Origin of the sequence: Pontibacter rufus, from assembly GCF_015694705.1 — a bacterium.
Lineage (GTDB): Bacteria > Bacteroidota > Bacteroidia > Cytophagales > Hymenobacteraceae > Pontibacter > Pontibacter rufus.
On record NZ_JADQDR010000014.1, the window covers coordinates 42,600 to 65,753 of the forward strand.

The following is a 23,154-nucleotide window of genomic DNA, read 5'->3' on the forward strand; positions in this document are numbered from 1 at the left end:
TACCAGAGGTCCGGCTGGCAAAAAAGATCTGCCATCCGGACCCCTGGCTCCTACTGGCGCAAGCGGACACTTGTGCCATTGTGCACACGTAGCACGAGGTCAATTATAGAGACCAGTGCTTTTTGTCCTGCCATCATGCTACCTGCTACGATTTACAAACAGCACAACCTTATTTACTAAACACTTGTATATACAAATAACAAAGCCTACTTTTGTGGCACGTATATACTATGCGGATAGAAGACGAAATACAGCAGAAAGATTTTAAGGACGATTACCGTCGCCTGCTCGTGAACCTGTTGTTTACCAACAACTGGGTGAATCAGCAGGTAATGCCGTTCTTCCGTGCGCATGGACTTACGCTGCAGCAGCACAACGTACTCAGCATTTTGCGGGGGCAGCATCCGGAGCCTGTTTGCTTTGGCGATATTCAGTGCCGAATGGCAGACCGCAGCTCTAATGTAACCCGCCTGATTGATAAACTGATTGAAAAGGGCTACGCTACCCGTGATATCTGCCAAGCCAACCGCCGTATGATTGAAGTGCGTTTAACGGAAAAAGGACTGCAGAAGCTGGAGGAAGTAGACGAAGATATGCCCGCCCTCTACCAGCGTTTCCATAACCTATCGCACGAGGAGGCCGTTTTAGTAAGCAACATGTTGGACAAACTGCGCGGCTAAGCGCAATTTTTTAACTCTATATTTGTATACACAAGTAATGTATAAACCTGAATTATAATATACTTATGAAAGATATCAAAATAAAAGGAGCAACAATACCGGCACTGGGTTTCGGTACTTTTCAGCTGGATAGTGAAGCGGCAAACCACATGGTGAAAGCTGCGCTGAACGAAGGCTACCGCCACATCGACACGGCCCAGATGTATAAGAACGAGGAAAGTGTCGGAAAAGCCATCCGGGAATCGGGTGTGCCCCGAAGCGACGTATTTCTGACGACCAAGGTCATGCCCGGTAACTTAAGTAAGAAGGACTTTTTGCCCTCGGTAGAAGAAAGCCTGCAAAAACTGGGAAGTGAGTATGTGGATTTGCTCCTTATTCACTGGCCAAATGCTGAGGTGCCGGTAGAAGAATATATGGGTGAGCTGGTAAAGGCGCAGGAAAAAGGCTATACCAAGTACATCGGCGTGAGCAACCATACCACGGCTCTGCTGGATAAGGTACTGGCAACCGGTGCGGATATCATCACCGACCAGGTGGAGTATCACCCTTTTATCAACCAGGATAAACTGCATCATTACCTGCTGGAGCACGATTTATCGCTAACCGCTTACAGCCCCATCGCACAGGGCAAAGTGATGGGCAACAGCACGCTGAAAAGCATCGGCGACAAGTATAACAAGAACGAAATACAGGTAACGCTGCGCTGGTTAATACAGCAGGAGGCTGTGCTCGCCATTCCGAGAAGCTCTAAGGAACAGCACATGAAGTCGAACTTCAACATCTTCGATTTTGAACTGACCCCTGACGAAATGCAGCAGATTGATGCACTGAAGCAGGAAAACAAGCGCCTCATCAATCCAAGCTGGGCTCCCGAATGGGACTAAGTATAATTTTGAATAGCTAAATCTTGAATAACTGAATGAGGGGGTTTCGGAGAACAGGACAGAAGCCGTTTACAAAACCTTCCACTCTCTAACCTTATAAATTTTAACTCTTTAACTTAACATGACACAAGCACTTTTAAAACCTATAAAATTACACGACCTGGAACTCAAAAACCGGGTAGTGATGGCGCCTATGACGCGCAGCCGTGCCAACAACGAAGGCAATGTGCCGAACGACCTGATGGTAACGTATTATACCCAACGTGCCGGGGCCGGACTGATTATTACAGAAGGCTCCCAGGTATCGAAGCAGGGAGTAGGCTACGTGAACACGCCAGGCATTTACAGCCCCGAACAAGTAGAGGGCTGGAAGAAAGTTACCAAAGCTGTACACGACGAAGGCGGCAAGATCTTTATCCAGCTATGGCACGTGGGCCGCATGTCGCACCCCGATTTCCATAACGGAGAACTACCGGTAGCGCCTTCGGCCATTAACCCGAACGACAAATCCTATACACCGCAAGGCTTTAAGGATACGGTAACGCCACGCGAGCTGACTATTCCGGAAATTAAGCAAATTGTGCAGGACTTTACCAATGCGGCACAGAATGCCATGGCTGCCGGTTTCGATGGCGTAGAGGTGCATGCTTCTAACGGCTACCTGCTTCACCAGTTCTTCGTAACGTCTGCCAACACCCGCACCGACGCATACGGTGGCTCCAAAGAGAACAGGGCGCGTATTCTGTTTGAGATATTGGACTCCATTAAAAAAGTTGTGCCTATCGAGAAAGTGGGCGTGCGTCTGAACCCGAGCCTGCACAAGGCTTTTGGTATCACGCTGAACGAAGATACGATCCCAACTTACGATTACATTATCGCGCAGCTGAACAACTATAATCTGGCTTACCTGCACCTGACCGAAGCTGCACCGGCTAACCATGAAGTACCGTTTATTGAAGCGCACATTGCCAAACGCTACCGTCCTGTCTATAAAGGTAACCTGATTATAAACGGGGGCTTCACACAGGAAAGCGGCAACAAAGTAATTGCCGAGGGCGATACCGATATGGTTGCTTTCGGGGTGCCGTTTATCGCTAACCCGGACCTTGCAGAGCGTTTCGAACAGAACGCAGATTTGCAGCAACCGGATACAGGTACTTTCTATACGCCGGGTGCCAAGGGCTATATCGATTACCCTTCGCTGGCAGAGGTAGAGGCTTAAACCAAAGGCGCTTTTATAGATGAAACAGCTGACCACTTTGCGGTGGCCGGCTGTTTCGTTTTATACTTCCCTATACTTCAGCAGCTCAAACAAAGTATAAACATCAAAAAGAAAACCTGTGCCTTCCAGTTAAGCACAATTTAAGTTACTTTTACTTTTTGTATCAGCCTGAAAACAACAGGTTGGCAACGTTTATACTTTGCTGTAGCGCTAACGCATGAAACTGAAAATAAGAACCGGCTTTGGCTACGACGTGCACCAGTTGCAGGAAGGCCTCGACTTCTGGCTCGGCGGCATTAAAATTCCGCACACGCACGGCGCCCTGGGCCACTCCGATGCCGATGTATTGATACACGTTATCTGCGATGCCCTGCTGGGCGCGGCCAACCTGCGCGACATCGGCTTTCACTTCTCCGACAAAGACCCGAAGTATAAAGGCATCGACAGCAAGCTGCTGCTGAAGGAAGTAATGCACCTGCTGGCCCGCGAAGGCTATGAAATCGGCAACATCGACTCTACCATCTGCCTGCAGGAGCCCAAAGTAAATCCGCACATCCCGGCCATGAAAACCTGCCTCGCCGAAGTGATGGGCATTCCGGAAGCAGATATTTCTATCAAAGCCACTACTACCGAACAGCTGGGCTTTGTAGGCAAAAAAGAAGGCGTAGCTGCCTTTGCTACCGTTCTTATCGTAAAGCAATAAACCTAACCTAACTTTAAAACAAAATGAAGTATAATCACCTGTATGCCTTTGCCTTGCTGGCCGCCATGAGCGCCGGCTGTGCCAAAGGCCCTTCCACTTCTTCGGCTCCTGAAACTGCCAAAGCGCCGGTTACTGATGCGGCCAAGCTGGCAGAGGTTTCGCAGAAGTATGCCGAGACCATTACAGCAGCAGATCTTTCGGAACACCTGCACGTTATCGCCTCCGACTCTTTTGCAGGCCGCGACACGGGTTCCAAAGGACAAAAAATGGCAGCGGAATACATCTCCAGCCACTTTAAAGAAGACGGTTTAGCCGGCCCTGTTAAAACCGGCAGCAATCCATACTACCAGTCTTTCGACCTGGAGAAAAGCCAGTGGGGCCAGGGTCATATCAGCGTGGGCAAAGAAAAGTACCTGATGATGAAGGACTTCTTTGTGCTGGGTGGCTCACCTTACCAAACCGAGCAACCCGCCGATGTGGTGTTTGTGGGATACGGCATCGATGATCCGAAATTTAACGATTATGCCGGCAAAGATGTGACCGGCAAAGTGGTAGTAGTGCTGGCCGGCGAGCCAAAAGATGCCAGCGGCAACTTTATCATCAGCGGCAGCGACAAAGCTTCTGACTGGGGCAACGATTACCGCAGCAAGCGCAACGCCGCTACCGAACACGGCGCAAAGGCAGTCCTCATTGTTACGGGCACCAGCGATGCCGAATTTAACAGCCTGACAGAACGTTACAAAGCACGCGCCGGCCGGCCATCTATCGGCATGAAAAGCACCGGCGACCAGGCCACGGCGGCTACCATGTTTATTTCGCCGGTTGTAGGCGCCTCGCTGCTGGGCACCACCATGGACAAGCTGTTTGACTACCCTGAAAAAGTAGCAGCTAAAGGAGCACCGGCGGTATCGACCTTTACGGCAGCCAAAGACGTGAAAATACAGACGGAGCGTGTGGCAGAGCCGCTCTCCACAGAAAACGTGCTGGGCTTTATAGAAGGCACCGACAAGAAAGATGAAGTGGTGGTAGTAACTGCGCACTACGATCACGTAGGCACAGATTCCACGCTGGTGGGCGATAAAATATACAACGGCGCCAATGACGATGGTTCCGGCACCGTGGCTGTGCTGGAGGTAGCCGAGGCATTTGCCCAGGCAAAGAAAGATGGGTATGGTCCGCGCCGCAGCGTGTTGTTTATGACGGTTACGGGCGAAGAGAAGGGCTTGCTCGGCTCGGAATACTACTCCGAGAACCCGGTTTTCCCGCTGGAGAACACGGTAGCGGATGTAAATATCGATATGATTGGCCGCATGGATTATGAGCATGAGAAAACCAACGACAGCAACTATATCTATGTGATTGGCGCAGACAAGCTTTCGTCTGAGTTAGACCAGATAAACACCGCTATGAACGAGAAGTATACCCACCTGAAGCTGGATTATACTTTTAATGACGAAAACGACCCGAACCGCTTCTATTACCGCTCCGACCACTATAATTTCGCCAAAAACGGTATTCCGATCGTGTTTTACTTTAACGGCGTACACGACGATTATCACAAGCCGGGCGATGAAGTAGAAAAAATCAACTTCGAGAGCGCGCAGAAGGTGGCCAGGCTGGCATTTCACGTGGCCTGGGAGCTGGCCAACCGCGACAATCGCATTGTAGTAGACAGCAACAAAAAGTAACATACTATAATTATGCTAACTGGCGTTATACATAAATAAAGTTTAGCATTATTCACTTTCAGAAAAACACCCTAACTTTAAGGGTGTTTTTCTTTTTTAAATAGCACCTCCTGCTGTTTTTACATACCAGGAGACACCGTAGGGGAGACAGAATGAGCAAGTTAAAACAGTTTCTGCAGGATGCAGAAACAAAAGCGTTTGACCAGGGGCATCGCGCCACTATAAAATTCAACATAGGCAAGTATGATGCCGCCGTGCAGCGTGGCCTTACCCAATATACTGACCACGAGCTGGCCCGGGAGCGCGGTTCGTATATCAAAACCAACACCATCAACAACTTAGACAAGTACCTGATGGAGTTTGAAGCGAACTTTACGTCCCGTGGCGGCAAAGTAATCTGGGCGCGCGACGCACAGGAAGCTTTAAAGGAAGTCGGCGAGATTATGAAGCGCAAACGCGCGCGCTCGGTGGTGAAATCCAAGTCGATGAGCACCGAGGAAATTCACCTGAACGAGTACCTCGAGAAAAACGGCATTGATGTGGTGGAAACCGACTTAGGCGAGTACATTGTGCAACTGGCTGATCAGCGGCCTTACCATATTGTAACGCCAGCCATGCACATGTCTAAAAAAGACATTGCCGATCTGTTTGTAGAAAAACTGCACATCGCTCCCACCGACGATGCACAGGAACTGGTATTAACCGCACGCAAGCTGCTCCGCGAGAAGTATACTTCGGCGGAGATAGGCATTACGGGCGGTAACTTTCTGCTGGCTGATATCGGCGGTATTGCCGTAACCGAAAACGAAGGAAATGCACGCCTCTCCACTACTTTCCCGAAAACACATATCGCCATAGTAGGCATCGAAAAAATGTTGCCATCGGTAATGGACCTGGATTTATTCTGGCCACTACTCAGCACCAGCGGCACCGGCCAGCAGGTAACAGTATATAATACCATCCTGTCGGGCCCGCGCCAGCCGCAGGAGAAAGATGGCCCCGAGGAAATGTATGTGATCCTGCTCGACAATGGCCGCACAGATTTACTGGCCCTGCCCGAAAAACGCGAAGCGCTGAACTGCATCCGCTGCGGCGCCTGCCTGAACGTGTGCCCGGTATATAAAAACATTGGCGGCCATACGTACGAGAGTACCTATATGGGTCCGATTGGCTCCGTCATTACGCCGCATTACGATGGTATGGCCGAAAACAAGCACCTGAGCTTTGCCAGTTCGCTGTGCGGCGCCTGCACCTCGGTGTGCCCGGTAAAAATTAATATCCACAACCTGCTGCTGCTTAACCGCAAACAAAGCGTGGATGAGGGACTGGCCGATAACCAGGAAAAAACAGCTTTTAAATTCTGGCTGAAGGCCATGAAGAGCCGCACGCTCCTGAACCTGGCCCCGGCCGGCGTCAAAAACTTTGTGCTGAAATATGTGCTGAAGGATACCTGGAGTAAGCGCCGTGAGCCGCTGCATGTACCTAAAAAATCATTCAACCAACTCTGGAAAGAAAAGAATAAATCTTAATCTTTGATTCAGGTCATGTTTATTAAGTGGCCTGAAGTATAAAATCCCGAAAGAATCAGACGCTCGCAGAGCTCCCGAAGCGTCTGGCTTCCATAAGAGGTCTGTTTTCAAAATAACACCTAAGCCAAAAAGGCCTGCAAGTATGCAGGCCTTTCTATTTTATGGAATTCGCTGGATTATCTCCATTATCATTATCATCCATACAGATATATTTTAGAAGATGGCAGAGGTGAATGGCTTGCGTGAGAAAGCAGTCACTTCATCCACATCTTTCAGGCGGCAGATAAAGCGGGTCATGCGCTCCACACCGAAGCCTGCACCTGCAGTTTTGGGCAGTCCTCCCTCTTTCGCAACAGTCAGGTAATGGCTGAATGCCTCCTCGTTGGTACCTACATCAGCCATGCGCTTCCGTATCTGGTGGTATTCATGCTCGCGCTCACCGCCGGATAATCCTTCGCCAAACCCTTCGGGCCAGATTAAATCATAGTTCAGGTAAGTACCTTGCTTTGCCGGATCTTCTTTGTCATAAAACTCCCGCTTGTGGTTCAGCAGCCAGAACGGAGTTGTCATTTCTTCTGATTTGATGTGTTCATAATCTGGGCCCAGGGCAGCTTCCAGCTTCTCGGTGCGGAACACAGGCCATTTCTCAAATTGCGGCAACAACTCCCCGCGCAATTCCAGCAATAGCTCCGGAATTTCCTTGTTGAGGCGTGCAAAAACAAAATTTACCAGTTCCTCCATAAATTCCATCACAAAAAAGCGATCTTTGCCTTTAAACTCGAAATCTATCTGAGTAAATTCGAACAGGTGGCGGCCGGTACCGGCACGGTCGGCAAACTCCAGGCGTACGTTGGGCGAAATAATATAGATACTGCTTAATCCAGGATTCAGCAGGGCCAGTTGCTTATGAAAGATCATCGATTTGGTCAGGCTCCAACGTTGCTCGGCATAACCGATAGTGGCATCAACCACACCATGGTTCAGAGGATCTGTAATAGGAGAAAGCATGAGCGGCATAAGCTGCGTCAGGCCTTTTCTGAACATAAAATCGTGGGTAGCCCGCACAATGCCTTGCTGTACCTGTAGTACTTTGGGCAGCAGGGGGCGGCTGAGATGCTGTAAGGTAGTGTCCAGTTCCTTTGCCGTGTCGAGGGTTTGTAACTCCATGTTATTTTAGCAATTTGTTAACGTATGATGATTTAATATTTAACAAATATAAATAACGCTATTGTAAATTACAAATTTATCAAAAATTAATTTTTAAAATTTTAAATATTGCAACGATATTATTTTTTGATTGAAACTTTGTTAAAACCACTAAGTATAGGGAGGTATGAATTACGAAATTGATAATCTGGACAAGCAGATTTTACAGCTATTAATGAAGGACGTAACACGCGCCTATACAGATATAGCCAAAGAACTGAATGTTTCGGGGGGCACCATACATGTACGTATGAAGAAGCTGAACGAAATGGGCGTGGTGAAAGGCTCACAACTCCTGGTAAACCCTTCAGCTGTTGGCTATGATATCTGTGCTTTTATTGGAGTGTTCCTGGAAAGAGGCTCTGAGTATAAAGAGGCCGTAGAGCAAATGCGCCTGATACCGGAGATTGTAGAACTGCACTATACCACGGGTTCCTATAGTATGTTCGCCAAACTTATATGCCGCGATACAAAGCACCTGCGTGAGGTGCTGAACGAAAAGCTGCAAACTGTAAATGGTGTAGAGCGTACCGAAACACTGATTTCGCTGGAAGAAAGTATAAGCCGCCAGATAGTTTTAGAGTAATAACCCAGGTGTGAACTTAAGATAAAAAGAACCCAGCCCGGCCCCTTCGGGAGGAGCCGGGCTGGGTTCTTTAGCAATCTACAACCTAAGCTGTTTGCACTTATACTTACTTCAGCTTCTGCAAGGCAGCACGCAGGTTCTGCAGAGAGGCTTTAATGCTTTCCAGCGAAGCGCCGCCCACCGATAACCTGAACCAGTTCAGGTCGCGGCTGGTACCGAAGGCAGAGAACGGCACGACCGCCAGTTTGGCTTCCTGCAAAACGTAGAAGGTTACATCCTGGCTGTTTTGCAACTGTTTGCCATCGGGAGTGGTTTTGCCGGCCAGATCAATTTTCACTGTGAGGTAGATGGCACCCATCGGCTCAATGGCATCTACGGCAAAGCCATCTGCTTTCAGTTGCCGAAACCCGTTATACAATACATCCAGGCTCTCCTGCACTTTGGGCTTAAAGGTACCCATAAAGGCAGCTACTTTCTCCGGCTGCTTCAGAAAAGCAGCCGTGGCTGTTTGCTCGGCTTTCGGCGCCCAGGCGCCCACGTGGCCAAGTATGGCTTTCATCTTACTCATCACCAGGGCAGGACCATAGGCATACCCTACACGCACACCGGTGGCAGCAAAAGATTTGGAGATGCCGTCGATGTATACCACATAATCCTTTAGTTCCGGCCGCAGGCTTACGGGGTCGTAATGCGCGGCACCACCGAAGGTCAGCATCCAGTAAATCTGATCGTAGAGGATGTACAGCGGCTTTTCGCCTTCGGAGCGGCTGTGGTTTTCTTCCAGCACCAGGTCGCATATTTCCTGCAAGTCCTTCTTCGTAAACATGGTGCCTGTGGGGTTCAGGGGCGAACACAGAGCCAGCAAAGCAGCGCCTTTCAGGTGTGGTTTCACGTCGGCTGCCGTAGGCATAAAATTATTTTCCGGCCCGGTTTCCACCATCACGGGCGTCGCGCCCGACAAATGGCAATAGTGATTGTTGTTCCAGGAGGGCGTCGGGAAAACGACTTTATCACCAGGGTCAACGATGGCCAGGTAGGTAGCATAAATCAGCGGGCGCGAGCCACCGGCTACCAGAATATCTTCCTCGGGGTAAGACAAGCCCAGCTTATCCTGAGTAAAGGCCGCCACTGCCTCCCGCAGTACCGCTACGCCATTGGCCGGCGGGTAATTGGTATGCCCCTGCTCATAAGCCTGTATGATTTGATTTTTGAGTTCTGTCGGAATTGGGAATATGCCTGGGTCGAAATCGCCGATGGTGAGGTTACAAATCGGTTCACCCCGGGCTATCATCGCGTTTACCTCGCCGGCTACCTTTATAATTTCAGAGCCAATGAGGTTTTGCGCCATTTTAGAAACGGTCATGGAAAGTCTTGTTTTAAGTTAATCTTTACAAGTTACGGTTTCCGGCAAAGTATGGTGTAAGCTCCCCGTTAAAAAGTATAAACCTGACATCAGGCATTCGCGGGAGCTGCGCACGCCGCGGGTGCCTGATGTCAGGTTTATTAATTAAAATTTATACTTCTGCTAAAGCTACATTACCACTTGTAATAGCCGTTTTCCTCGTTGTCGTTCAGAATGTCGGCGGCTGTGTTAGGGCTACGGTGGATATCAGCCAGTTTGCGCTCTTTCCAGACGGCAGCCGACTGGCGCACTACTTCCAGGTGGGCATCCGATTTAACCCGCTCTTCCTCGCGCTTGGCATCCACTTCATACTCGGTGCGTGCCGCGAATTTGGCATCGCCCACCATCTGGCGGGTATCATATTGCTTCTGGCGTTCGCCCACACGCTGCATTTCCTGGGTGGTGCGCTCGTGCTCTACGCCTTTCAGAATATCATCATAGGGGCCTTTACTGGAGATAAGCTTGGTAAAAATAGGCGCAGTTTCGAGGCAAATGAACAGCAGCGTAATAAAAAACACGGGGAGCCACGGCAGTTTGTCAAGCGCATTTACGCGCGCCATCAGGCCGTCGTAATGCGTAAAGCTTTCCTGTCCTTTTGCCACGGTTGCATCATACTGTTTCATTAAATCCGCAATGCGCTGCTCCCGCAACTTTATCTGATCCTGCGCGCCGGCCTGCAGCAGTTTCAATTCTTCGTCTACTTTGTCGTACTGCCGTTTTTTCTCCTCAAAGATAGGACCTTTGCCAATCTTACCCGTACCGCCGGTGCCATCAGCCTCAGCAGCCAGGGCATCGTATAGTTCGTTACGTTCCTGCAACTTGGCGGCTACACCTGCCTGTATGCCGGCAATCTCTGTTTTAATGGAGTCTACTTCGGCGAACTGCTTGCCTACCAAAGCCTTATGCTGAATAGCGAGCTCTGCCTGCTTTTCTTTCAGAATGGCCTGGATTTCCTTGTCAAAAATCTTTAGCTCCAGCGGCTTGGAGATGACCACAGCCAGCACCAGCGCCAGCAGAATACGCGGCGTTACCAGCAGCAGCTCTTTCCAGAACTTGCCCTCTTTACGCAGCGTGGAAACAATAAACCTGTCGAGGTTAAAGATAACGGCTCCCCAGAACAAGCCGAAAACAATCGCCTGAAAGGCGGAGTCGAATACAGTATAAAGGGCATACCCTCCTGAGATAGCGGCCAGGAGCCCCGTAAACAGCACAGTAGCCCCTATACCGGCATATTTGATGTGCTCAGACTTAGAGCATTTTTCGAGGATGGTGTCGTCGGCGCCCGCGCACCACCAAAAGAAATTCTTCATGTATGTTTTATAAAACTAAACGGATATGGCGCTACAGAGAAAGCGTTAAACTAAGTAACGTAAAAAATGCTGAATATATACGCTTTAGCAGGCATAAATTACTAAAAGCCAACAGGCTACCCTAAAAAACGGCAACAGCCGCAGCCGCGGATTTAGTTCAAAGCTTTCTGCAGATTCATTCAGCATTTCGAAAGCAAAGATGCCATAGCACGAATTAGCCTGCCCGAGACGATGAAAGCTGCAAAACGAATGAAAGCAGAGCCTCGCTGTCATCCTAAATATAAAGAGCGTAAGCGCCCTCGCTTGTACCGGCTGTTTTGAGTCCTTCGGCCTCAGTGAAGCCGGATACTTCATATCATAAAAAGCGTAAGTCTGAAACTTGCGCCAGAGAAACATTTTTATACTTCAATTCAACTCGGAGCTCAGAATTAACTTCCCTCTTCATCAGGCAGTATCTCTACGTCCTGCACCAGTACAAAATTCTCTATCTCGCGGGCTCTGGGCGTGTTGGCCAGTCCGCCTTCGGCTGTTTCTTTATACTTGCGCTCCATGCTTTCGCCTACCTCGCCCAGCGCTGCCACGCACTGGTCTACAGGTATAACCGCGTTTACGCCGGCTATGGCCAGTTGTGCCGAGGAAAAAGCAATAGCTGCCGCGCTGGCGTTGCGCACAATGCAGGGCACCTCTACCAGTCCGGCTACCGGGTCGCACACCAGCCCCAGCATACATTGAATGGTAATGGCTACGGCCGTAAAAACCTCATCTACCGAACCTCCCAGACAATATACGATGGCACCTGCTGCCATGGCCGCCGCGCTGCCTGTTTCGGCCTGGCAACCGCCCACAGCACCAGCCAGCGACGCATTCTGCTCAATAATGAGCGCAATACCGGCTGCTACCAGCAAGCCTTCGTGTATACTTCGATCTGACAGGCCGTGCAGTTCCTGCAGGGTGGTGAGTGTGCCGGGCAGAATACCAGAGGCGCCCGCCGTTGGCGCAGCCACCACACGGCCCATGCACGAGTTTACCTCTTTGGCCCCAAGCGCCCGCGACACCAGCATCTTAAACTCCGGCGATAGCACTGTAACCGGCGAGCTGGCAACTTTTTTGGCGCCATTGTTCACCATGCTCGAGCGGGAGCGCATGTCTTCGGTCAGGCCGGTGTGTACGGCATCCTTCATCACGTCGTAAGCGCGGGCAATATTCTCCCAGATAAATTCTTCGGTGCGATCTTTCTGCTCTATCTCGTATGCCAGCACCGGCTGGTACAGCAACTCGCCGGTTTCGGCGCAGTGCTTTTCCCAGCTTTTAAAATCATTGAATAATAACGACATACTTATACTTTGTAAACCCGCTTCGCATCTGTGCCGCAAGGTGTGTTAAAGATAAATCAATTTGAAGGAATCAGCTATACCTGAAGTAGACGAAAAGCACAGGATAAAGATGTAAGACTTCCCGCAGCCTGACAAGGAGCTTTCAGGTTCCTGCACCTGCCGTTTTTTCTGTTGTTCCTTTCCCCTCCTTCTAAACAAAATATCGCGTGTTATTCGTTCTGCGTGAGCCGACTTAACTGCTTATACTTTCGCCTAACTTACAAGCGGCCCGTGCGTTCTTTTTAAAGGCAATCACTTATACATAATGGCGTAGCTTTATAGTATAAGCCGTTTGTCGCTAAACTATTTTATACCTGGCAACCTGTATCGTATACTTAACCTGATTTATACTTTAACTATACTTTTACAGCATGAAAAACAGCAGCACCAAACACATTGCCATACGCGTGCATGGCAAAGTACAAGGCGTATTTTTCAGAGCTAGCACCCAGGAAAAAGCCGAAGAACTAGGCCTGACCGGTTTTGTACAGAACGAGCCTGATGGCACTGTTTACCTGGAAGCCGAAGGAACCGCCGAAGCCTTGAATAAACTGGAGCAATGGGTACACCAGGGCCCAAGGCGGGCACGAGTGGAAAAAGTAGCAGTTGAGGAAAGGCGGGAGTTGGCAGGATTCAGCAAGTTTGAGCAGCGGCGGTGAGGGCATCTTTTTTTCAGAACAGGCTGCCATAAAGTCATAAATTCAGTTTTGTATTACATAAAACATTGTATCAGCGAGATCAGAAACAATTTTTTATTGCAAAATTTGTAATAATACACTAAGTTTAGTTCGGACAATATTATCCGACGCGCAAACAAGCTAAATTTTAAAATATAAAGTATGCCGAAAGTCTCCTTAAGTCTGTTCTTATCCCTCTCTATCCTGTTGGGCTGTAATCAAAAACAGGATCGCTCTGAAGCGCAAGCCACCAACGACGTTCAGAATGCAGATAGCACGAATGCTGCTGCCGATACGGCAAATGCCATCGTTGTACCCAATGATTTAAAGATCACCGAATTTGCAGGACCTGATCTAACACCCAGTCCTGCCTGCCTTGCTGTAGCGCCAACCGGAGAAGTCTTTGCGGGCGTTGACATGATTGGTTCACTGGGCAAAGATCCGGGGAAAGGAAGTATCATTAAACTTGTTGATACTAACAACGACGGCAAAGCAGACGAGCATACCACCTTTGCAATGGTCGATAATCCGCGCGGCATTATAGTGCTTGGCGATCAGCTCTTTGTCCTGCACACTACTTTCTCTGAAAAAACCGGGAAAGCGACCGGCATGGATCTGGTTGTTTTTGAAGATACAGATCATGACGGTGTTGCAGATGGGCCCTCCAAACCGCTCATTCAGAACATAAGCTCCCCTAAATTCCTGCAGGAACGGGGTACCGACCACGCTACCAATGGTATCCGGATGGGCATTGATGGCTGGATATACATTGCTGTTGGCGACTTTGGATTCCATAATGCGGTGGACAGATCAGGAAAGAAACTTACCATGCTCGGCGGCGGAATTGTCCGGGTACGGCCGGATGGCACAGAGATGGAGGTTTATACCCACGGTATGCGTAACATCTATGATGTGGCAATTGACCCGTATATGAACATTTTCACACGCGGAAACACCAACGACGGCGGCGGCTGGAACATTCGCTTCAGCCATCAGATCCAATCCGGTGAATACGGCTACCCTGTTCTCTTCCAGAACTTTACAGACGAAATTATTCCTGCGCTGGTAGACCTTGGAGGCGGCTCCGGTACCGGCGCCTTATTTATGGATGAGCCTACCTGGCCAAAAAAATACAATAAGGTTCCGATGATGGCAGACTGGGGAAGAAGCCAGCTTTATATTCACCGGGTTACGCCGGATGCTGCAAGCTTTAAGCAAAAGGAAGAAGCATTTATAAAATTACCCCAGATTACGGATTTGGATGTTGACGGGTCTGGAAGGTTATACCTTTCTGCCTGGGATGGCGCGGGTTATTCCGGTAATCCTGACAAAGGATTTGTGGTACGGGTGGTGCCGGAAGACTGGAAGTATAAGCCCTTCCCCGATCTTGAAAAAGCATCTGTTGAAGAATTGGCAAACTTGCTGAAATCAGGTAGCTCCGTAGCCCGTTTGTATGCCCAGCAGGAACTTATTACACGCCCGACCGATGAGGCGACAAAGGCAGCGTGGGAAGTTGCCGCCGACAAAAGCCTGCCGCTTTATGCGCGGGTAGCCGGCATGTATACGTATGCGCAGGCAGCAGGCGAAAGTGGCACCAGCAACTTAGTAAAGCTGACGCAGGATAGTAACATGAAGGAATTTGCTTTACGCGCCCTCAGCGACAGAAAAAAGCGTCTCGAAAATGTTCCCATCAAGCCCTTTTTCGATGGTCTCAAAAGCTCCTCTGAACGGGTGCAGGCAGCGGCCATTATTGGCTTAGGACGCCTCGGCCGTATAGAAGCTGCCCCGGCCTTGCTACAGGTAAAAGTTCCTGATTCCTTTGCCGCGCCGGCCAAAGGAACGGAAGGACCTCATGCCACTCCCAACGCAGCCATTATTCCGGCACACCTTGCAGTGCAGGCTCTGGTGAAACTAAATGCTGTAGATGCATGCGTAAATGCTATCGGCACAGATAACTCCACCATTGCGCTTTGGGCCCTGCGCTACATGCACGATCCGAAAGCAGTTAACGGATTGATCGCCGCTTACAAGCAGACCAATGACGAGGAACTGCAAAAAGAAATCCTTACCACCTTATCGCGCCTCTACAAAAAAGAGGCTCCATATGATGGTTCCACGTGGTGGAGCACGCGGCCGGATTCGCATGGCCCTTATTACAACGGAATTACCTGGGAGTCTTCTCCTAAAATAGAAAAGTTCCTGAAGGCGGAATGGGCTAAGGCAGACAAGTCAGAAAAGCAGTTCTTCGCTGATCTGAACGGCAGACACCGCATGGGCATTACCGAGTTTGGGGGAGAAGAGAAACCCGTTGTAGCGAAAGAAGAAGTTAATGTTGACCTGGATAAAATCAGAAACCAGAAGGGCCAGATTGGCAAGTCCTCTATTGAAGATGTGATGCTGGCAATGGCTAAACTGGACGGAGATCCTGTAAAGGGTAAAGCCCTGTTTACCCGCCAGGGTTGTATTGCCTGCCACAGCATAAAGGAAGGCGAAACGATGAAGGGCCCTTTCATGGGTCAGATCGGGTCTATCATGAACCGGGAGCAGATTGCAGAGTCCATTCTCAAGCCAAATGCTTCCATCTCGCAGGGTTTTGCTACGGTGCAGGTTACCACAAAAGGAGGTAAGAGCTATACCGGCTTTGTTACACAGGAATCTGCGGACAAACTCGTTATGCGGAATACCTCCGGTGAGATTTTCACAATTGATACCGGAGACATTCTGAAGCGTAAGGAACTGGAAACATCCATGATGCCGACAGGGCTTGCCAATGCCTTGTCCTACGAGGAGTTTGCATCTCTTATTACTTTCCTTTCACAACAGAAAAAATAAGTCATACCTGTTGTATAGCTGCCATTTAAATAAATGGCAGCTATACAACAGGTATGACACAAAGCAGCCGGAAAAACCATTCAGCAGATAGCTTCAATCCTATCACGGCTAATTGATTTAACTTTATCGTTTTTCGCAAATACAAAGACCCGGAACTTACCGGATAATAAATGAAAATAACCGCCTTGTTTAGTATCTGCCTGCTTGGTGCGTGCTTATCCTGCGCCACACAGAAAAAGGAATCACAGGATGATGGATGGGTAAAACTCTTCAACGGAAAGGACCTGAACAACTGGGATGTAAAAATCAAGGGCCACCCCCTGAACGAAAATTTCGGAAATACTTTCCGGGTAGAAGACGGTAACTTAAAAGTAAGCTACGATAAGTATAAAAACTTTGATGAGCAATACGGCCATCTTTTCAACAAGCAGAAATTTTCGGCTTACCTGCTGGTCATGGAATACCGCTTTACGGGCGAACAGGCAACCGGCGGCCCCGGTTGGGCTTTCCGCAACAGCGGCGCTATGCTGCATTCCCAGCCGGCCGCCACGATGGGCCTGGATCAGGACTTCCCGATTTCACTGGAGGAACAACTGCTGGGAGGCAACGGCCAGGATCCGCGCAGCACCGCCAACCTGTGCACGCCCGGCACCAACGTGGTGCTGCAGGATACGCTTTTCACGCCCCACTGCATTGATTCCAGCTCCAAAACCTACCACGGTGATCAATGGGTACGCGTAGAGGCGCTGGTTCTGGGCGATTCCATTATCAAACATATAGTAGAAGGAGACACGGTGCTGGTTTATAAAAAGCCTCAGATTGGTGGCGGCAACGTGAGCAACTATGATCCGGCGGTAAAAAAGGATGGCCAGCCTTTGAAGGAAGGATACATTGCCCTGCAAAGCGAAAGCCACCCCGTGGAATTTAGAAAAGTAGAGCTTTTTAACCTCGAAAAGTATATGGATGATCCGCAGAAACTGAAAAAAGTGTTGCAGGATCTGCAGAAACAGAAAGCACATTAAGTATAAAGCTGCTACGAGCTTTATACTTTGTAAATCCACCCGCCCCGGTAACAACTTATACCTCAGCACAACCGTGCCAGACAAGCTTTTATTTATTTAGAAATGAACACTCCTAAAATATACTTTAAAGCATTTTTGATTGGGCTCACCTGTTTCGCGCTTATACCCGGCCCGGCGCACTCCCAAAAAAGTACCGCCAAACCCTACACACAGGACATTTCAGGTATGAATCTGAAATTTGATATGGTAGCTATACCTGGAGGTGAATTTAAAATGGGCAGCCCGGCCGATGAGCAGGGAAGGAACCAGGACGAAGGCCCCCAGCATACGGTAAAGCTCAGCCCGTTCTGGATGAGCAAGTATGAAATAACCTGGGATTTGTTTGAGCCTTTTTTATACAGGGATTATGAGGCAACCCAGAGTACCGGGGCCATTAGCCCCGAAGTAGATGCTGTGGCGCGCCCTACCAAGCCTTACCTCGACATGACTTTCGGTATGGGGAAAGAAGGCCATCCGGCTGTAGGCATGACGCAATATGCTGCTATCCAGTTTTGTAAATGGCTGTACGCCAGAACCGGCGTCTTTTACAGGCTCCCGACAGAAGCCGAATGGGAGTATGCCTGCCGTGCCGGAACAACAACAGCCTATTCTTTCGGCGACGCCCCTTCAGAACTTGATGCCTATGCCTGGTTTAAGGCCAACAGCAACGAAAAAACCCATCCGGCAGGTACTAAAAAGCCAAATGCCTGGGGCCTTTACGACATGCACGGCAACGTAGCCGAATGGACAATCGACCAGTATATCCCTGATTTTTACGAGCAGTTTAAAGGGAAAGTAGCTGTTAATCCTGTTGCCGTACCCGAAAAGCTATATCCCCACGCCATCAGAGGAGGCGCATATAACGATGAAGCCCCGGCACTTCGCTCAGCCAACCGTGAGGCCTCCGATCCCAACTGGAAGCGAATAGATCCGCAGATACCTAAAAGCAACTGGTGGTTTCCGGAGGCACCTTTTATTGGTTTCCGGATTGTTCGTCCGCTGAATCCACCTTCCGCAGCAGAGATCGACGCATACTATAACCGCCAGCCTATCCCGGACTATTGAGAAGTATAGCCTCTTGGGAAACCCGTAGGCTTTAGCTTTATTACCTGCTATACTCATCTTGTCTGGCAAAACTTGTCGGCTTGTTAGGCAAATAATTTACCTTGAGTTTAATAAGTGTCGGAAAAACATCAATTATATACATTGAAATCATAAATCAGGCATAAACATATAGTGTTCAGTAGGTTGTCATAAATAAATCTTGTATCTTATGCCTCAATACCTTTGTCCCTTTACTTACTTTAACGACACACAGAATGGAGAAGAATGACAAAATTTTTGACTTAACCCAGCGGCGCGAGTTTCTGAAAGCCTCAGCCCTGCTGGCAGGAGGTGCACTGCTAAGTTCGGTTCCCCTGGCAGGTGCATACGCAGCAGGCAGCGACACCATAAAAATTGCATTGGTAGGATGCGGGGGCAGAGGTACCGGAGCCGCTTTCCAGGCTTTGCAAACCAAACAAAATATAAAACTGGTTGCTATGGCAGATGCCTTCCGTGATCGCCTGGATGACAGCTATAAGCCACTGTTTGATAAGTTTGGAAAAGGGAAAGTAGATGTTCCGGAAGATAAGAAGTTTGTTGGGTTTGATGCTTATAAAAAAGCCATAGCCGAAGCTGATGTTGTGCTGCTTGCCACACCTCCCGGCTTCCGGCCTATTCATTTCGAAGAAGCCATTAAGCAGAACAAGCATGTTTTCATGGAAAAGCCGGTAGCCACCGACTCGCCCGGCATCCGCAAAGTACTGGCGACTGCCGAAGAAGCAAAACGAAAGAAACTAAACGTGGTAGTAGGTTTGCAGCGCCGTTACCAGAATAACTACCGCGAAGCAATCAAGCGCATCCAGGATGGCGCCCTCGGCGATATTGCCTCAGGCCAGGTTTACTGGAACAGCGGTGGCGTGTGGGTACGCCCGCGCAAACCAGAACAAACGGAGATGGAATACCAGATGCGCAACTGGTATTACTTTAACTGGCTTTGCGGCGACCATATCACCGAGCAACACATCCATAACATCGATGTGGCCAATTGGATAAAGAACGATTACCCGGTATCGGCCCAAGGCACCGGAAGCCGCTTCCTGCGTACGGGCAAAGAATACGGCGAAATATATGATAACCATACAGTGGAGTTTGTCTACAAAGACGGTACCGTGCTGCAGAGCCAGTGCCGCCACTTTGAAGGAACAGACAACCGCGTAGATGAAAGTTTCCAGGGAACAAAAGGCCGCGTATACCTTTCTGCTGATAACATCGCAAGGTTAACGGATTATAAAGGAAATGTAATTTATGATCATGCCGGAAAAGGTGATCCGAACCCTTACCAGACCGAGCATGACGAACTTTTTGCGGCCATAAGCGCCGGACAATTTAAGTTTGCCGATGCAGAACGCGGCGCTAAGAGTACCATGACTTCGCTCCTGGGGCGCTATGCTACCTATTCCGGGCACCAGGTAAAGTGGGATGAAGCGCTCAACTCTAATATCAGCTTAATGCCTGAAACTTTTGCCTGGGATGCCAAGCCAAAAGTGTTGCCGAACGCAGATGGATTCTATCCTGTTGCTATTCCGGGCAAGACAAAGGTGATAGGCTAGCAAATCAACTATAGAAAAGGAATTGTCTCTCAGACTGCCTATACCTGCAACAAGCGCAGAGGTCAGGTGGAGTAGGGGCAATTCCTTTTTATTCTCCATACTTTGCTGAGGCTAGCTCGCCTGCTCTTGTTTTTTGCAAAACACATGCAGGAAAGTATAAGATGGCAGGCAATATTATATTTCATACTCACAAAGTATAAGCCATACAGATCCCTGATAATTAGCACATTAATTTATACTTATGCGCTGTGTATTGCTGTTCTGCCTTGCCTTTTTGCTCCTATCTTCGTTCAGCAAGCCAGCGCTAAAGCCATTTCATATTTACGGATTTACCCAGGGCACGAGCTACCAGGTAACCTACTATGCTGAAGATAATGTTATATCCAAAGCGCAAATCGAGCATCTCCTGAGTGAGATAGATAGTTCACTCTCCATCTACAAACCTTATTCCTTGATTAGCCGGTTTAACCAGTCTGCTTCAGGGTTACAGGCAGATGAACACTTAAAGAGTGTAGTGAAAAAGTCGCTGGAGGTTTCCCGAAAAACGGGAGGAGCTTTTGACATTACCGTACAGCCGCTCGTGCAAGCCTGGGGCTTCGGAACAAAACCTGTCGCTGCGCCGCCGGATTCAGCTTCTATACTATTACTGCTAAAATGTGTTGGCCCGGGCAAAGTAACCCTTCTCCGCAACCAGCTCCGGAAATCAGCTCCTTGTATACGGATAGATGTAAACGGAATTGCCCAGGGTTACACGGTAGATGTACTGGCGAATTACCTTGAAAAACAAGGTATCAGAAATTACCTGATAGAGGTGGGTGGCGAAATACGGGTAAAGGGGCGCAAGCAGCCGGGCGGCGCGTTAATGTCCATCGGCATTGAAGGCCCTGACGATCAAACACAAGGTGTTTTCCCTATCCAGAAAGTTATCCGGCTGGAGAACGGAGCCATAACGGCCTCCGGCAATTACAGAAAGTTTTACCAGAGCGGCAACAAAACAATCTCCCACTTAATTGATCCCAAAACCGGCTTCCCCGTGCAGAACGAGCTGATAAGTGTTACCGTTTGGGCCAAAAATGCCCTTACAGCCGATGGCTACGACAACGCACTAATGGGCATGGGGCTGGACAAAGCCTTGCAGTTTGTAAATGGGCAAAAGAACATGGAGGCATACTTTATTTACCACAGGCCGGATGGCACCGTAGCCGATACCGCCACCACGAGGTTTTATAAGCTGATGGAATAGAGGTATAAGAATATAAACAACGTTACAATCTACTGGAAAACTGCAGCAGGTTACAACGTTGTTTATAAATAAAGTTTAACTGTCTTCCCTAAATGTTGTCCTCCCAAAAAGATTTTATGTGTGATAAGGACGCAATACACAAAATCCTTTCAGGAGGACAGACTATAATATAAATTACTGCTTAACTTAAAAATCTGTCGGCTTCTCTGTATGCTTTTATCAGCGCCAGTTCTCCTTCTTTCCCTTCTTTTGATTTTCCGTGTTCCATCCCCATTACGCCTTTGTACCCTTTTTCGTAGATGTGCTTGAATACATTATTGAAGTTGATTTCTCCCGTTGAAGGTTCTTTGCGGCCGGGGTTATCACCTATCTGTATATAGGCAATTTCATCCCAGGTTCTGTCCATGTTCACGATTAGGTTGCCCTCGTTCTTTTGCATATGGTAAAGGTCGTAGAGCAGCTTGCAGGAGGGGCTGTTTACTGCTTTGCAGATTTCGTAAGTCTGGTCGGAGGTACGCAGGAAAAGGTTAGGCGTATCGCTAAGCGGTTCCAGCACCATCACGATACCATGCGGCTCCAGGATCTCCGCTCCCCGGCGTAAAGCTTCCACTACATGGCCGGTCTGTATACCAATCGGCAGGTTCCGTTCAAAGTCTCCCGGCACCACTGTTGTCCATTTGGCATTTACACGTTTGGCTACATCTACAGCGCGCTTGCATCCGTTAAGAAAGATGTCGATGTACTCCGGTTTGCCGGCTGCCAGCGAATTTTGGCCGTTACCACCTTTATCGAGCACAAATACCCCCATGGTCATGCCCAGCCGGTTAAGTTCTTTGCTTATCTTTTCCTGTTCACTTACCGGGCGCCCCATCATGCCATTGTCTTCTATGGCACGGAAGCCCTGGTCGTGCATAAACCGGATCTGATCCGTAAAATCTTTACCACCAAGGTTCGAAAACATCCCATCGTGCGGGGCATAGTTCAGGTTAAAGGTTTTACCTGCTTTCTTTTCGGCAGGTGCACTTTCCGCCATGGCAGCAGCACCGCTTGCAAGGGCTACTCCGGCCAACAGGCTGCTCTTTAAAAACTCGCTTCGTTGCATTATATAAGGGTTAATGACGCTGCCGCTTTATCATGTATGTCTGTTAAAACAGCAGCTTTCGTTTACATTCGATTTTTCCGGCTGATGATTTTGCGCTCTGGTTAATGCCTGTTAATCTTATACATCGCAGATTATGATACTTTCCTTCAGCGAAACAAGCGGGCTCTTTGATTTTGGAATAAATTCCTGCGCCACATAGCCCTTATAGCCTGTATCTATTATTGCCTGCATGATAGCCGGGTAATACAGCTCCTGCGTATTGTCTATCTCGTTCCGGCCTGGTACGCCGCCCGTATGATAATGCGATATATAAGGATGATTCTCCTGGATGGTGCGAATTACGTCCCCTTCCATTATCTGCATGTGGTAGATATCGTAGAGCAGCTTGAACCTGTCTGACCCTACCATTTTCGCCAGTTCCACACCCCAGTTGGTATGATCACACATGTAGTCTTTGTGGTTAACTTTGCTGTTGAGCAACTCCATCGAAAGGGTGACTTTATGCTTCTCGGCCGTCTTCATCAGGCGTTTCAACCCTTTGGCGCAGTTCTCCATCCCCTGCTCATCGCTCATGCCGTTGCGGTTTCCCGAAAAGCAAATCAGGTTGTTCAGCCCGGCTTTGGCTACTTTCGGAATCATGGCTTCGTAGCTGGCCACCAGCTCGTCATGATACTTCGGTTCATTAAAGCCTTCCGTCAGGCTTTTCTCTGCTCCCCAGGCCATGGCGCAGGTCAGGTCATACTTTTTCAGCGTGGGCCAGTCGTCTGGCCCCAGCAGTTCTATGGAAGACAGGCCCATTTGCTTACCTGCTTTGCACAGATCCTCCAGTGGAATATCGTTGTAGCACCACTTACAAACTGAATGATTTATCCTGCCTTTGAGCTTTGTTTCTTTCAATTCAGCGGCCCTTAGGGGTTCGGGCAACATCATAGCTGAAGCGAGCACGGCTGCGCCTCCTGCCAGGTTTTTAAGCGCAGTGCGCCGGGTATATTGGTTTCTCAT

At 49.0% G+C, this 23,154-nt stretch carries 19 protein-coding genes; 13 read left to right on the forward strand and 6 right to left on the reverse strand.

Annotated features, from left to right (window positions below):
- The first annotated feature begins 230 nt into the window (after positions 1–230).
- The 6 genes from I2I11_RS19375 to I2I11_RS19400 all read left to right on the forward strand — a co-directional run bounded on the left by I2I11_RS19375 (position 231) and on the right by I2I11_RS19400 (position 6,706).
- On the forward strand, positions 231–680 hold the full coding sequence (locus I2I11_RS19375) for a MarR family winged helix-turn-helix transcriptional regulator (protein WP_196269406.1): 450 nt from the start codon (positions 231–233) through the stop codon (positions 678–680).
- Positions 681–745: 65 nt separating this feature from the next.
- The gene (locus I2I11_RS19380) at positions 746–1,564 is read left to right on the forward strand and encodes an aldo/keto reductase (protein ID WP_196269407.1); all 819 of its coding nucleotides are present in this window, start codon (positions 746–748) and stop codon (positions 1,562–1,564) included.
- 121 nt (positions 1,565–1,685) lie between these two features.
- Positions 1,686–2,786: an alkene reductase gene (locus I2I11_RS19385; protein ID WP_196269408.1), complete on the forward strand. Its 1,101-nt coding sequence runs from the start codon at positions 1,686–1,688 to the stop codon at positions 2,784–2,786.
- A gap of 217 nt (positions 2,787–3,003) precedes the next feature.
- Positions 3,004–3,489, forward strand: a complete 486-nt coding sequence (gene ispF / locus I2I11_RS19390; RefSeq protein WP_196269409.1) for a 2-C-methyl-D-erythritol 2,4-cyclodiphosphate synthase — start codon at positions 3,004–3,006, stop codon at positions 3,487–3,489.
- A gap of 23 nt (positions 3,490–3,512) precedes the next feature.
- Entirely contained in the window at positions 3,513–5,177 is a 1,665-nt protein-coding gene (locus I2I11_RS19395) for a M28 family peptidase (protein WP_196269410.1), read from the forward strand.
- A 152-nt stretch (positions 5,178–5,329) separates the two neighbouring features.
- Positions 5,330–6,706, forward strand: a complete 1,377-nt coding sequence (locus I2I11_RS19400) for a LutB/LldF family L-lactate oxidation iron-sulfur protein (RefSeq protein ID WP_196269411.1) — start codon at positions 5,330–5,332, stop codon at positions 6,704–6,706.
- Positions 6,707–6,919: 213 nt separating this feature from the next.
- Here I2I11_RS19400 and I2I11_RS19405 read toward each other — a convergent pair whose 3' ends face one another.
- A complete protein-coding gene (locus tag I2I11_RS19405) occupies positions 6,920–7,873 on the reverse strand; it encodes an asparagine synthetase A (RefSeq protein WP_196269412.1) in 954 nt (317 codons plus the stop codon).
- A 166-nt stretch (positions 7,874–8,039) separates the two neighbouring features.
- On the opposite strand from I2I11_RS19405, the gene I2I11_RS19410 reads away from it, so the two are divergent.
- Positions 8,040–8,498, forward strand: a complete 459-nt coding sequence (locus I2I11_RS19410) for an Lrp/AsnC ligand binding domain-containing protein (RefSeq protein ID WP_196269413.1) — start codon at positions 8,040–8,042, stop codon at positions 8,496–8,498.
- A 106-nt stretch (positions 8,499–8,604) separates the two neighbouring features.
- Here the strand turns inward: I2I11_RS19410 and I2I11_RS19415 are convergent, their stop codons facing one another.
- From I2I11_RS19415 to sdaAA, 3 genes are all read right to left on the reverse strand, one after another.
- The gene (locus I2I11_RS19415) at positions 8,605–9,861 is read right to left on the reverse strand and encodes a pyridoxal phosphate-dependent aminotransferase (protein WP_196269414.1); all 1,257 of its coding nucleotides are present in this window, start codon (positions 9,859–9,861) and stop codon (positions 8,605–8,607) included.
- A gap of 173 nt (positions 9,862–10,034) precedes the next feature.
- Positions 10,035–11,210, reverse strand: coding sequence for a DUF4407 domain-containing protein (locus tag I2I11_RS19420; RefSeq protein WP_196269415.1), 1,176 nt, complete (start codon positions 11,208–11,210; stop codon positions 10,035–10,037).
- 428 nt (positions 11,211–11,638) lie between these two features.
- The gene (sdaAA, locus tag I2I11_RS19425; RefSeq protein WP_196269416.1) at positions 11,639–12,544 is read right to left on the reverse strand and encodes an L-serine ammonia-lyase, iron-sulfur-dependent, subunit alpha; all 906 of its coding nucleotides are present in this window, start codon (positions 12,542–12,544) and stop codon (positions 11,639–11,641) included.
- A gap of 410 nt (positions 12,545–12,954) precedes the next feature.
- On the opposite strand from sdaAA, the gene I2I11_RS19430 reads away from it, so the two are divergent.
- The 6 genes from I2I11_RS19430 to I2I11_RS19455 all read left to right on the forward strand — a co-directional run bounded on the left by I2I11_RS19430 (position 12,955) and on the right by I2I11_RS19455 (position 21,050).
- Positions 12,955–13,242, forward strand: a complete 288-nt coding sequence (locus tag I2I11_RS19430) for an acylphosphatase (RefSeq protein ID WP_196269417.1) — start codon at positions 12,955–12,957, stop codon at positions 13,240–13,242.
- A gap of 180 nt (positions 13,243–13,422) precedes the next feature.
- Positions 13,423–16,092, forward strand: coding sequence for a DUF7133 domain-containing protein (locus I2I11_RS19435; protein ID WP_196269418.1), 2,670 nt, complete (start codon positions 13,423–13,425; stop codon positions 16,090–16,092).
- A 170-nt stretch (positions 16,093–16,262) separates the two neighbouring features.
- A complete protein-coding gene (locus I2I11_RS19440; RefSeq protein WP_196269419.1) occupies positions 16,263–17,114 on the forward strand; it encodes a 3-keto-disaccharide hydrolase in 852 nt (283 codons plus the stop codon).
- Positions 17,115–17,216: 102 nt separating this feature from the next.
- Positions 17,217–18,218, forward strand: a complete 1,002-nt coding sequence (locus I2I11_RS19445; RefSeq protein WP_196269420.1) for a formylglycine-generating enzyme family protein — start codon at positions 17,217–17,219, stop codon at positions 18,216–18,218.
- A gap of 254 nt (positions 18,219–18,472) precedes the next feature.
- Positions 18,473–19,807 carry a Gfo/Idh/MocA family protein gene (locus I2I11_RS19450; protein WP_196269421.1) on the forward strand — a complete coding sequence of 445 codons (1,335 nt, stop codon included), beginning with the start codon at positions 18,473–18,475 and terminating at the stop codon, positions 19,805–19,807.
- 241 nt (positions 19,808–20,048) lie between these two features.
- A complete protein-coding gene (locus I2I11_RS19455) occupies positions 20,049–21,050 on the forward strand; it encodes an FAD:protein FMN transferase (RefSeq protein WP_196269422.1) in 1,002 nt (333 codons plus the stop codon).
- A 181-nt stretch (positions 21,051–21,231) separates the two neighbouring features.
- On the opposite strand, the gene I2I11_RS19460 is transcribed toward I2I11_RS19455, so the two are convergent.
- Positions 21,232–22,152: a hydroxypyruvate isomerase family protein gene (locus I2I11_RS19460; protein ID WP_196269423.1), complete on the reverse strand. Its 921-nt coding sequence runs from the start codon at positions 22,150–22,152 to the stop codon at positions 21,232–21,234.
- Between the two features lie 117 nt (positions 22,153–22,269).
- On the reverse strand, positions 22,270–23,154 hold the full coding sequence (locus tag I2I11_RS19465; protein WP_196269424.1) for a hydroxypyruvate isomerase family protein: 885 nt from the start codon (positions 23,152–23,154) through the stop codon (positions 22,270–22,272).